General features: G+C 69.3%; 11 protein-coding genes. 8 read left to right on the forward strand and 3 right to left on the reverse strand.

Annotated elements, in window-relative coordinates:
• The first annotated feature begins 186 nt into the window (after window positions 1-186).
• Window positions 187-948: an aspartate/glutamate racemase family protein gene (locus tag IU450_RS31000; RefSeq protein ID WP_195153282.1), complete on the forward strand. Its 762-nt coding sequence runs from the start codon at window positions 187-189 to the stop codon at window positions 946-948.
• Window positions 949-982: 34 nt separating this feature from the next.
• A complete protein-coding gene (locus IU450_RS31005) occupies window positions 983-1,741 on the forward strand; it encodes a DNA alkylation repair protein (RefSeq protein ID WP_195153283.1) in 759 nt (252 codons plus the stop codon).
• A 186-nt stretch (window positions 1,742-1,927) separates the two neighbouring features.
• On the opposite strand, the gene IU450_RS31010 is transcribed toward IU450_RS31005, so the two are convergent.
• Window positions 1,928-2,836: an SDR family NAD(P)-dependent oxidoreductase gene (locus IU450_RS31010; protein WP_195153284.1), complete on the reverse strand. Its 909-nt coding sequence runs from the start codon at window positions 2,834-2,836 to the stop codon at window positions 1,928-1,930.
• A 111-nt stretch (window positions 2,837-2,947) separates the two neighbouring features.
• Here IU450_RS31010 and IU450_RS31015 point away from each other — a divergent pair, with 111 nt between their 5' ends.
• The gene (locus tag IU450_RS31015; protein ID WP_195153285.1) at window positions 2,948-3,514 is read left to right on the forward strand and encodes a TetR/AcrR family transcriptional regulator; all 567 of its coding nucleotides are present in this window, start codon (window positions 2,948-2,950) and stop codon (window positions 3,512-3,514) included.
• An 87-nt stretch (window positions 3,515-3,601) separates the two neighbouring features.
• Here IU450_RS31015 and IU450_RS31020 read toward each other — a convergent pair whose 3' ends face one another.
• Window positions 3,602-4,657, reverse strand: a complete 1,056-nt coding sequence (locus IU450_RS31020) for a ferredoxin--NADP reductase (RefSeq protein WP_195153286.1) — start codon at window positions 4,655-4,657, stop codon at window positions 3,602-3,604.
• A 61-nt stretch (window positions 4,658-4,718) separates the two neighbouring features.
• Window positions 4,719-5,357, reverse strand: a complete 639-nt coding sequence (gene mftR2 / locus IU450_RS31025) for a mycofactocin system transcriptional regulator MftR2 (protein ID WP_195153287.1) — start codon at window positions 5,355-5,357, stop codon at window positions 4,719-4,721.
• 401 nt (window positions 5,358-5,758) lie between these two features.
• Here mftR2 and mftA point away from each other — a divergent pair, with 401 nt between their 5' ends.
• The 5 genes from mftA to IU450_RS31050 all read left to right on the forward strand — a co-directional run bounded on the left by mftA (window position 5,759) and on the right by IU450_RS31050 (window position 12,080).
• Complete coding sequence (gene mftA, locus IU450_RS31030; protein WP_157107015.1) at window positions 5,759-5,857, forward strand: mycofactocin precursor MftA; 99 nt, start codon at window positions 5,759-5,761, stop codon at window positions 5,855-5,857.
• A gap of 16 nt (window positions 5,858-5,873) precedes the next feature.
• The gene (gene mftC, locus IU450_RS31035; RefSeq protein ID WP_195153288.1) at window positions 5,874-7,427 is read left to right on the forward strand and encodes a mycofactocin radical SAM maturase; all 1,554 of its coding nucleotides are present in this window, start codon (window positions 5,874-5,876) and stop codon (window positions 7,425-7,427) included.
• Window positions 7,428-7,658: 231 nt separating this feature from the next.
• Window positions 7,659-9,059 carry a mycofactocin biosynthesis glycosyltransferase MftF gene (gene mftF, locus IU450_RS31040; RefSeq protein WP_195153289.1) on the forward strand — a complete coding sequence of 467 codons (1,401 nt, stop codon included), beginning with the start codon at window positions 7,659-7,661 and terminating at the stop codon, window positions 9,057-9,059.
• A 73-nt stretch (window positions 9,060-9,132) separates the two neighbouring features.
• Entirely contained in the window at window positions 9,133-10,584 is a 1,452-nt protein-coding gene (mftG, locus tag IU450_RS31045; protein WP_195153290.1) for a mycofactocin system GMC family oxidoreductase MftG, read from the forward strand.
• A 125-nt stretch (window positions 10,585-10,709) separates the two neighbouring features.
• The gene (locus IU450_RS31050; RefSeq protein ID WP_195153291.1) at window positions 10,710-12,080 is read left to right on the forward strand and encodes a GAF domain-containing protein; all 1,371 of its coding nucleotides are present in this window, start codon (window positions 10,710-10,712) and stop codon (window positions 12,078-12,080) included.
• Window positions 12,081-12,143: the final 63 nt, after the last annotated feature.

A 12,143-nucleotide genomic window follows, 5' to 3' on the forward strand; every position in this document is an offset into this window, starting at 1 on the left:
GGTCCGTCAACGCCACCAGAGCCCAGCGACACCACCCCCCGGATCATGAGAAAGACAGGGGCAAGAAGTCATACCGAGCCTGGCGACCGTGGGCCCGATCGCGGTACCCACGAAAAAGGTAACGGGGGTGCGCCGGGGCATGAGCGGTGTGCGTGGCTGTCGGTGGGGCTGTAATACGGTGGTGCGGTGATCGTCGCGCTCATCGACTCTGGTCTGGGGTTGCTGCCCACCTCCGCTTGGTTGCGCAAGTTGCGGCCGGATGTGGATCTGCTGCTGCAACTGGACCCGGAGGGCGCGCCGTGGGGGCCGAAGCCGGAGGACTGGGTGGTCGAGCGGGTGGTGAACGCCGCGCGGACATCGCTCCGGATGGGGGCCGAGGTGATCGTCCTACCGTGCAATACGGCCAGCGTCACGGCGCTGGAGCACGTGCGCGCGGACGTCGGGCCCGACGTGCCGGTGATCGGCACCGTGCCCGCGATCAAACCCGCCGCGGCCGTATGCCGGTCGGTGGCGGTCTGGGCCACGGCGGCGACCACCGCGAGCCGGTATCAGGCCGATCTGATCGCGAAATTCGGCGGCGACGCCGACGTGGTCGGCGTGGCGTGCCATGGATTGGCCGACGCCATCGACCGCGGTGATCTGGCCGCCGCCCACGACGCGATCGCCGACGCCGCCGCGCGGACGCCGCCGGGCGTCGAAGGCGTGGTGCTCGGCTGTACTCACTACCCACTGGTGACCGACGCGATCGTGGCCGCGCTGCCGGACGGAGTGCGCCTGTTCGACAGCGCGCAAGCTGTTGCCGCGCAGACCATTCGGCGCATCGACGCGCTCGGCCGCCCCAGCACCGGCACCGGCGAGGTCCGGGTGCTCAACAGCGGCGAGCCCGGCGCATTGCCCGCCAGCGCGGCCGCGTTCGAGTCCGGACGGGTGCTGGGCGCACCGGGGTGAGCCGCCGAGCAATTCGGAACAGGAGCGTGGTTCGATGACCGACGCGCTGACCGCGGCCGACGTGCGGGCGGCCCTGCGGGAACTGGCGAATCCGGCCGACGCGACGCACCTGCAGCGGTTCTTCAAGACCGGCCCCGGCGAATACGGCGAGGGTGACGTGTTCCTCGGCGTCCGGGTCCCGGCGAGCCGCGTTGTCGCGAAACGGTTCGCGGCGCTTCCGCTCGATGAGATCGACAAGCTGCTCGACAGCGACGTGCACGAGGACCGGTTCGCCGCGCTGGTCATCTTGAACGCCCGATTCGCCGCGGCGTCCAAGCCGCGCTCGTTCGATGATGCCGCCCGCGCCGCCATCGTGGAGCTGTACCTGGCGGCCGTGCGCCGGGGCCGAGTGAACAACTGGGATCTCGTGGACGTGTCGGCGGAGAACATCCTCGGCCCGTGGCTGCTGGACAAGCCGCGTGAACTGCTGTTCCAGCTGGCCCGAGCCGACTCGCTGTGGGAGCGGCGGGTGGCGCTGCTGTCCACCTTCGCGTTCATCAAAGCGGGCGACGCCTCCACCACCTTCGCGCTGAGCGAACTGCTGCTCGGCGACCGGCGTGACCTGATCCAGAAGGCGCTGGGCTGGATGCTGCGCGAAGTGGGCAAGCGCGTCGACCGCAGCCTGCTGACCGGCTTCCTGGACCGGCACGCCACGGCCATGGGACGCACCGCACTGAGCTACGCGACCGAGCATTTGCCGCCCGAGGCCCGCGCCGGATACCGCGCGCGTTCCGCAGGCGATACGACAAGGTGAGGGCGGTTCCATCCTCGCGTTCTCGATGAACCCACCGCTCCTGGTCGGCGGATTGTCCGGTTTCGAACATGAGAATGAGAGCCTGCCGTGACCTGAGCCGGTTGCGCGGCAAAAGCGGAAGCCCAGTGCGACAGTCGGTCCTGCTGAGGCCGTCCGATCAGCCGCCCCGAGTGCGCGCACGTCGGATCAGTCGATGGGATAGGTGACGCCGGTCAGTTCTTCGGAGACCTGCCACAGCCGACGTTGCAGGTCGGGGTCGTGGGACTGCTTGCTCGACGAGGCGAGCACGGGGTAGCCGCGCAGGCCGCCGAACCCGCCCGGCCCGTAGTACTGGCCGCCGTGCACGGCCGGGTCGGTGGCCGCACGCAGGGTCGGCAGCGCGCCCATGGCCGCGGATTGGGTGAGCAGCTGCATAGCAGGCCCTCCCAGCAGTGCGGGCATGTGACGGCCCAGGTCGGTGTTCGAGCCGCCGGGATGGGCTGCGACGGCGATCGGGGTTCGATCGGTGGAGGCCAAGCGGCGCTGCAGTTCGTAAGTGAACAGCAGGTTGGCCAGCTTGGATTGACCGTAGGCGCCGACGCGGCTGTAGTTGTTCGCCCAGTTCAGGTCATCGAAGTGGATCGCGGCGCGGATGCGGTGCCCGACGCTGCTGACGGTGACCACCCGCGAGCCTTCGACGGGCAGCAGCCGCTCCAGCAGCAGGCCGGTCAGGGCGAAGTGCCCGAGGTGGTTGGTGCCGAATTGCAGCTCGAAACCGTCCTGGGTGGTCTGTTTGGGTGGGTACATCACTCCGGCGTTGTTGATCAGCAGATCGATGCGCGGGTGGTCGGCTTTGAGTTCTTCCGCGGCGGAGCGGATTCCGGCCAGCGAGGCCAGGTCGAGTTGTTGCAGTCGGACCTCGGCGCCGGGGGTGGTCGCGGTGATCCGGTTGGCCGCGTCCTTTCCCTTGTCGAGGTTGCGCACGGCCAGCACCACCCGCGCGCCTTTGGCGGCGAGCGCGGTGGCGGTTTCGAATCCCAGCCCGGAGTTCGCGCCGGTGATGATCGCGGTGCGCCCGGTCTGGTCGGGGATGTCGGTGGTGGTCCATTTCGGCATGGGGTTGTCCTCACTATGATCAGCAATCGGAGCGAGAGCTCCGCTTCTAGTTCAACTATACGGAGCGCATCATCCGTTTGCTGGTGGGTAGTGCGCAGGAGGTGATTCGGAGTGGCTGACAGCGCCAAGCCGCTGCGGGCCGACGCCGCTCGCAACCGGGAATTGGTCCTAGAGACCGCCTACGAAATCTTCGCCGCCGGGGGCCTGTCGGTGCCGACCGACGAGATCGCTCGCCGCGCAGGTGTGGGACCGGGCACCCTCTACCGGCATTTCCCGACCAAGAAGGCCCTGTTCGGGGCCGTCATCGAACACCGCCTGCACCAGGTCGTGACAGCGGGGCGCGCCCTGCTGGATTCCGGGGAACCCGGTCGAGCGCTGTTCGAGTTCATCCGTGCCATGGCCCTGGACTGGGGCGCGGCCGACCAAGGACTGGCCCAGGCCATCGCGGGCGACGGCATCGACATCGAGGACCTCGCCCCCGGCGCGGAAGCTCAATTCCTACAGCTGCTCGGCGAACTGCTCACCACCGCGCAGCAGGCCGGGACCGTGCGCGCGGAGCTGACCGTGCGGGAAACCAAAGCGATCATCGTCGGCTGCCAAGCCGTGCAGAGCCACACGCCCGACGTCGCCGAACGAGTCACCGCCCTCATCCTCGACGGACTCCGGCCGCGCTGCTGACGCAGTCACCGCCCGGCAGGCCGGTAATCGATCGGTTACCGCGACTGTTTAGGCGAACGCACAATTGCGTTCGAAATGCCGGTCGGCTCAGAACTGGATCTTCAGGTGGTCGGTCACCGGATGCGCTTGGCAGCCGAGGATATAACCGTTCTCGATATCCTCCGGGTCGAGAATTTCGGCGTTGTCCATTTCGACCTTGCCCTCCAGCACCGTGCAAGCGCACGAACCGCATTCGCCTTCCTGGCAGGAATAGGGCACGTCCAATCCCTTGGCCAGCATGATGTCCACCAGCGTCTGCTTGCGCGGCCATTTCAGCTCGTGCACTTCGCCGTCGAGTTCGACCTCGACGGTCGCCGCGTCGGCCGCCTCCTCGTCGGAGACCTCGACCGGCGCCTGATCGGCGAACGGGTCGCCGGCCAGCGAGTTGAACACCTCGGCGTGCGTGCGCGAGCGGGGCACGCCCAGCTGCGCGAGCGCGTCGTGCACCCGGTCCATGAACGGTTTCGGCCCGCACATGAACGCGTCGTAGCCGCGATACGGCGCGACGAGGGTGGCCAGCGCGTCGGCGGTCGGCAAGCCCTGCAGGTACTCCAGCCAGTGGATCACGGTGAGGCGCTGCGGGTGCTTGTCCGCCAGGTCGCGCAGTTCGCCCGCGAAGATCACCGACTCGTGGTCGCGGTTGGCGTAGACCAGCACGATGCGGCCGGTGCCGCGGGCCAGCGCCGACTTCAGGATGGACATGACCGGGGTGATGCCGCTGCCCGCGCCGAACAGCAGCAGATCGTCGTCCAGGTTCTTCGGGGTGAAGACGCCCGAGGGCGGCAGCACCTCGATCCGGTCGCCCGCTTGCACGTTGTCGCACACCCAATTCGACCCGTAGCCGCCGTCGGTCCGCTTGACGGTCACCTTCGGGCGGTCATCGGTGTAGGGCGAGCTGGCCAGCGAGTAGCACCGCGCCACCGAGCCGGTCCGGTCGCTGGGGATGCGCAGGGTGAGGAACTGTCCCGGCTGGTAGCGGAACTTCTCGGCCAGCTCGTCGGGAACGTCGAAGACCAGCGAGCGGGTGTCGGCCGTCTCGGCGATGACCGCGGACACCCGCAGCACGACCGAGCGCGAGCCGTGTGGAACCTCGACAGTGGTCATGTCGTCCTCTCGAACATGGCATGGGCATTGCGCTACGCCAAAACTAGAACGTGTTTCAGTTTCATCGTACGTCGGTGGTCGCCTGACGGACAAGCTGGGCTTCGAGACCGGCGATCAGCACGTCCATGCCGAAGTCGTAGGAGTAGCGTCCGCGCAGGTCGCCGATGTAGCGGGTAGCCCGCTCGACGACGGGGGGCAGGGTCACGTCGGCCGGTGCGGAGCGGTCGCGCGGGTTCACCCGGCTGCGGCCGAACAGATAGGTGTGGATCGTCGCGTAGGCGGCCAGTATGTTGCGGTCGCCGAAGCCCGCTTCGTCGAGGATGTCCATGATCGCTGCGATCAGGTCCAGCTGTTTGCCGAGCATCTGCTCGATGAGGATGTCGCCGAGACCGGGATGCTTGCGCAGCTTCTCGTCGATCTGGTCGACGAGGTCGCGCAGCCGGTGCTGCCACGACCCGGATTCGGGCGGTGGCGTGCGCACTCCGGTCAGCGCCGCGCTCGCGACGAGGTCGAGCAGCTCGCGCTTGTCCGCGACGTAGTAGTAGGGCGCCATGGGGGAGACGCCGAGTTCGCGGGAGAGTCGCCGCATCGACAATTTCTCCACGCCGTCCTCGCGAACCACCCGCAGAGCGGCCTCGACGATCTCGGACTCCGACAGTGTTCGATTCGTGGCGCTCGCAGACCCTCCGTGGTTACGCAAGCTTCCGCCTCCGGGCCTGATGCGCACACCACCGTGTGCTGCTGCCCCCGTTCGCCTGCATTCGTCCGACTCCCATGCCACCTCTACCACTGCGGGCGTGTGCCGCCCGTCACATTCCGTTCAGCTGCTTGCCACCCGCAGTCTAGAGCGCCGGGTATGGACGCCGTCGCCGCCTGTTCCCCTCGGCGTGCGGCCGAATCGGCCGGTCGTCCCGGGTGCGCGGCGGCCGGAATGCGCCGATCGCCGGTTCGATGAGTGAAACCTGTTCTTTTGTCAGTTTATGACGTTATTGTGTGAGCACGGACTGCACCGGGCAGTCCGGCACACGGATCGTCCTCGCGGAGGTAGCCATGCCGGAATACGGGTCCATCGGACACGCCGACACCGACAACACCGGACGGATGGAGACCGCCGCGGCGCGGTCGGCCGAAGAGGCGCCGCTGGTCGAGGAGAGCCTCATCGAAGAGGTGTCCATCGACGGCATGTGCGGCGTCTACTGACAGGCGGTCGACAACCATGCTCGATCTCGATACCCGCTGGCAGCTGCACCCGCGAGTGGCGCTGCGGCCGGAGCCCTTCGGCGCGCTGCTCTACCACTTCGGCACGCGCAAACTCTCCTTCCTGAAGAGTCCGCGGATCGTCGAGGTCGTCCGCTCGTTGCCGGAGCACGTCTCGGCCCGCACCGCCCTGCGCGCCGCGGGCGTGCCGGAGTCCGGTACCGCGGCCTACGTCGAAGCGCTGACACAGCTCGCCGATTCGGAGATGATCGTCGGCGCACCGGCCGGCGCACCGGCGGTAGCGGCCGCTGCGAGCGCGGCTCCGGCGCCGTCCACGGCGGGGGTGGTCCCGCCGTCGGACGCGGCGGTGCGCCTGGTGGACCGCTTCGAATCCGGCCTCGCCGCGCCGATCTGCCTGACCTGGGAACTCACCTACGCCTGCAATCTGTCCTGCGTGCACTGCCTGTCCTCCTCGGGCCGGCGCGACCCGCGCGAGCTGAGCACCGAGCAGTGCAAGGCGTTGATCGACGAGTTCGAGCGCATGCAGGTGTTCTACGTGAACATCGGCGGCGGCGAGCCAACGGTGCGCCCGGACTTCTGGGAGTTGGTCGACTACGCGACCGCCCACCACGTGGGAGTGAAGTTCTCCACCAACGGGGTTCGGATCACGCCCGAGGTCGCGGCCCGGCTGGCGGCCAGTGACTACGTCGACGTGCAGGTGTCGCTGGACGGCGCCGACGCGGCGGTCAACGACGCCGTGCGCGGTCCCGGCTCCTATGACATGGCCATTCGCGCACTGGAGAACCTCGCCGCGGCAGGGTTCCGGGACGCGAAGCTGTCGGTGGTGGCCACCAGGCACAACATCGAACAGCTCGACCAGTTCCGGGCGATCGCCGAAAGGTACGGCGCCACCTTGCGTCTGACCAGGCTGCGGCCGTCGGGGCGCGGCGCGGACGTGTGGGACGAGCTGCATCCGACTCCCGACCAGCAGCGCGTGCTCTACGACTGGTTGCTGCGCAACGGGGAGGGCGTGCTCACCGGCGACTCGTTCTTCCACCTGTCCGCGTTCGGCCAGGCGCTGCCGGGCCTGAACATGTGCGGCGCCGGGCGGGTGGTCTGCCTGGTCGACCCGGTCGGCGACGTGTATGCCTGCCCGTTCGCCATCCACGACCGGTTCCATGCGGGAAACGTGGTGACCGACGGCGGTTTCGGCGCCGTATGGCGGTCCTCGCAACTGTTCGGGGAGCTGCGCGAGCCCAGTGGCGGCGGCGCGTGCGCGTCGTGCAGCCACTACGACGCCTGCCGGGGCGGTTGCATGGCGGCGAAGTTCTTCACCGGGCTGCCCGCCGACGGACCGGACCCGGAGTGCGTCCAGGGCTACGGCGAGGCGGCGCTGGCCGACACCGCGCGGATGATCCCGCGTTCGTCGGTCGACCACTCGCGCCGGGTCGCGCCGCGACCGGGCGGGCGCAAGGGCGGGCCGGTCCCGTTGACGTTGAGCGCGACGCGCCCGGCCGGATTCTCGCCGGACCGGCGTCCGTCGCGGGCCTGCGACGAGAGTCCGCTGGCATGACGCCGTGCAGTTTGCTGAAAGTATGCTAAATGACCGGATTCGACTATCGCCCGGTTTGCTACCGGGTGATAGCCGCCGCGTTGCCGGATGCTGGGACAAGTCCGTTGGCGAACTCCCGGCATCGGAGGAGGGGCGGGTCGCTTCCGGTGGCGGGCCGGTTTCGCCCGGAATTCTGCCGATTTTTCCGGACTGTTGATGTCCGCACCCGAAACTCCGCCTAGCATGCCAGGAATGCGCCATGATCGCCTGCCCGATGGATTCGGGGTGCGGATCGATCCTCGGGTACGCGCATACTCCGGTGGGCGGGTCCTGATCGGCGGTTCGCCCGCCCGGTTGCTGCGACTTGCCCCGGAGGCCGCCGAGATGATCGGCGACGGGTACCTCGAGGTGACCGGCCCGAAATCCGCTGTCGTTGCCAGACGGCTGCTCGACTCCGGAGTGGCCAATCCCCGCCCCCGGCTGCTGCCTTCGCCGGAGGACGTCACCGTCATCGTGCCGCTGCACAACAACGCCGAGGGGCTGGCGCGGCTGCTGGCCGCGCTGCGCGGCCACAACGTCATCGTGGTCGACGACGGGTCCGATCAGCCGGTCCGGATCCCGCGCAACCGCGGCACCCGCTGCCGGGTGACCGTGCTGCGCCACGACCGTAAACAGGGGCCTGCCGCCGCCCGCAACGCCGGTTTACGGGCGGCGACAACCGACTTCGTCGCGTTCCTGGATTCGGACGTGGTGCCGCGCAGCGGATGGCTGGAGGTGATGCTCGGCCACTTCAGCGACCCGGGAGTGGCGCTGGTCGCCCCGCGGATCGTCGCGCTGGACCCGGAGTCCAACGCGCTGGCGCGCTACGAGCACACCCGCTCATCGCTGGACCTGGGCCGGCGCGAGGCGGCCGTGCACTCGCGCGGACTGGTGTCCTACGTGCCGAGCGCGGCGCTGCTGGCCCGGCGCAGGGCGCTGCTGGGCCAAGGCGGCTTCGACGAGTCGATGCACGTCGCCGAGGACGTCGACCTGTGCTGGCGGCTGGAGCAGGCGGGCTGGCGGCTGCGCTACGAACCCGCCGCGCACGTGGCGCACGACCACCGGGTGTGCTTCCGGGCCTGGTTCGGCCGAAAGCTGTTCTACGGCACCGGCGCCGCGCCGCTGGGCGAGCGGCACGCGGGAACGGTCGCACCGCTGTCGGTGCCGTCCTGGACGCTGCTGGCCGCGTTCCTGTTCGCGACCCTGACCAAGTGGGGACTGCTCGGCGGCGTCGTCACCCTGATCACCGCGCTGGCCCGGCTGCGCCGCGTCTTCGCCGGGCTGGACAACCCCACCCGGATCGCCGCGATCTACTTGGCGCGTGGCTTCTTCGCCGGGCTGTGGCGTCTGGCCTCGGCGATGTGCAGGCACTACTGGCCGATCACGCTGCTGGCGATGGTCGTATCGCGGCGCATCCGGCGGATCGCGGTCACCATGGCCATCGCGGACGGACTGGCCGACTGGTTCACCCACCGCGACGCGGGCGGCCTGGATCCGGTGCGCTACGTGGCCTACAAGCGGCTCGACGACATCGCCTACGGCACCGGCCTGTGGCTGGGCGCCTTCCGCGCTCGCAGCCTGGAGGCGCTGAAACCCACCACACCGTCGCGCTGAGCCACCCGAACCACCCGCGAGACCTGATCCGGCCCGCACCGGCGCCGCGCCGAGATACCGAACGGGAGTCCGAATGGCCGACACGCTCATCGTCGGGGGCGGTACCGCCGGGTGCGTACTGGCGGAGCGGTTGAGCGCCGATCCGGCGCACACGGTGCGGCTGCTCGAGGCAGGCGCCCTGTGGGTCGGTCTGGACGCGATGCCAGCCGAGTTGATGGACGCGGCCGCGCTTCCCATCGGTCCGGAGGCGCAGTGGCTGTGGCGCTACGAGGTCGTCCTCGCCGACGACCCGCCGGTGCCGGGAACCATCGTGCGCGGCAGGCTGATCGGCGGCTCGGGGGCGGTCAACGGCGGTTACTTCGTCCGGGCCACGGTGGCGGACTTCGACGCCTGGACCCGCGTGCTCGGCGGTTCGGACGCCTGGTCGTTCGCCTCCGTGCTGCCGATCTACTGCCGGATCGAGCGGGACCTGGACTTCGGCGATCAGCCCTGGCACGGCGGCCACGGCCCCATTCCGGTGCGGCGCGCGACGGACCCCGCTCCGATCAGTGCGGAATTCGCGCGGGCGTGCCTGGCCGCCGGATTCGCCGAAGTACCGGATCTCAACGCGCCCGGCAGCGGCGAGGGCGTCGGGGCGGTGCCGTGCAATTGCGACCAGGGCAGGCGGATCGGCCCCGGGGTCGGCTATCTGCTGCCCGCGCTGACACGCCCGAACTTGACCGTCGCCGCGGAAACGGTGGTCACGCGCATCCGCTTCGACGGGACGCGGACGGTCGGCGTGGAGTGCGTGCGCGACGGCGAGACCGACATCGAGTGGGCCGACCGCGTCGTGCTCTGCGCCGGTGCGATCGAGTCGGCCGCGCTGCTGCTGCGCTCCGGCGTCGGCGACCCGCGACAGCTTCGCGCACTGGACATCCCGGTCGTGCACCCGGCCCCGGTCGGCGCGTGGTTCAGCGACCATCCCGAGGTGGGCATCTCCTACCTGCTCGATGTGGCCGAACCGCCGACCGTCCCGCTGGAGACGGTGCTGGAAGTCGACGACGTCGAAATCCGGCCTTACGCGGTCTCCTTCACGCCCGGGGTGCACCGGCTGGGCGTCACGCTGATGCGCCCGCTCTCCTCCGGGGTGCTGCGCCTGCGATCTGCCGAACCGGATGCCGCGCCGCTGATCGACTATCGCTATCTCACTGCGGAGCAGGATCGTGCCCGGTTGCGCGACGCGGTGGCGACCGCGGGCGGGCTGCTGCGACGAATGAACGCCCGGCCGGTCGATCCGATTCCGGAGCCCGCGGATGTCGGCGCCTGGCTACGGGCGAATCTCGCCACTTCGCAGCATTTGTCCGGGACCTGCCGAATGGGGCGGGAAAACGACGCGGCGGCGGTAGTGGACGAGATGTGCCGAGTGCACGGCGTCACCGGATTGTCCGTTGTGGATCTGTCCGTAGTGCCGGTGCCACTCGGTCGTGGACCACAGGCCACGACCATGATGATCGCGGAAAAGGCGGCCGCGCACCTTACCTCGTAAAGTGAAAGACGGTTGGGTCACAATTTGCTGGGATGTGATTCGGGTGTGACCTGGCGGACAAACCCCATCATCGGTCGGTACCGCCCTGTATGCGCCGGTACAGTTTGGGGCGGAAAGAAAGGCAAATGGTCAGCAACATCGCAGGTGGGCGACCCCCACGGCAGGGCGTCGAGCCGGGCGCCCAACTCGGTGCGCTCGAAGTCTACGCCGCGCAGGCGCACGGATATCTCAGTGCGGGCGGCGATCAACTTGCCCGGCTCGCCGGTTTGCTGCGTCCTGCCGTACTGGAGTCCTGGCTGCGCAGTGTGCGCGGCGGGGTCGACCCGATGGATGCCCTCGACGGCCGCGGTCTGCGCGGCGCCGATCTCCAGCGCTATCTCCAGGCCCATCCGATTGCCGCGCTGATGCCGCTGATCGACAAATTGCTCGTACAGGACACGGCCAGAACGGGTTTGATCGTCGTGGTCGCCGATCAGTTCGGCCGGGTGCTCTCGGTGCACGGAAACGCCGAGCAGGTCGCGGCGGCCGCCGAGATCGGCCTGCGCGCCGGTGACGATCTGAGCGAGCGCCGCATCGGAACGAATGCGGTCGGCTTGGTGGTGCGCACCGGTCGCGCCGCATGGATCCACGGCCCGGAACACTTCCTGCACCGGATGCACCAGATCACCGGCGCCGCGGCGCCGGTGCACGATCCGGACGGCAGGCTGGTGGGTGTGCTGATGATCGCGGGCGGCGTCCGTGTGGCAAAGCCGGAGATCCTCGCGCTGGTCAAAGCCACCGCAACCGCGGCGGAGATGGACTTGCTGCTCACCGTGATGCGAGCGGGAGAGCGCGGTGCGGACGGCCGGGGCCGCCGTGACCCGGCGCAGCCGCACCCCGCGGGCAGGCTCGGGCTCGACGTGCTCGGCCTCGGACAGCCGCAGTTGAGCGTCGCCGACGATCGGGTTCCCTTGTCGCAGCGGCATGCCGAGATCCTGCTGCTGCTGGCCGAACATCCGGAGGGGCTCGGCGCCGACCATCTCGCGCTGCTGCTCGACGACACCGATCTGGACAACGGCACCATCCGCGCGGCCGTGTCCCGATTGCGGGCGGTGGTCGGCCCGGCGGTGTTCGGTTCGCGGCCCTACCGTTTGCGCGTTCCGGTGGCAACCGATGTCGAGGCATTGCGCGCAGCGCTCGACTCCGGTGATGTCGATTCGGCGTTGCGACTTTATGTCGGGCCGGTGCTGCCTCGGTCGACCGCGCCGGGAATCATCGACATTCGCGACGAACTGCGGGTGCGATTGCGCACCGCGGTGCTGGCTTCCTGCGATGCCACGGTGCTGCGCCGGTGGACCGCCTGCCCGGAGGGGCGCGAGGACGCCGCGGCGTGGGCGGCCTACCGCGCCACTGTCGATCGTGATTCGCCGTTGTATGCGCAGATCGAAGCCAAGATCCGGGTGCTGGACCGCCGCCTCGGCGCCGATGCAACGCGGATGCAACGTTTCGGCTCATAGTCTGCACAGCCATCGGCGCGAGAGCGCGCCGCCGCGGTCGAAATGGGGATCGCGCGGACTGTT

It is taken from the genome of Nocardia abscessus (genome assembly GCF_015477775.1).
Taxonomy (GTDB): domain Bacteria; phylum Actinomycetota; class Actinomycetes; order Mycobacteriales; family Mycobacteriaceae; genus Nocardia; species Nocardia abscessus_A.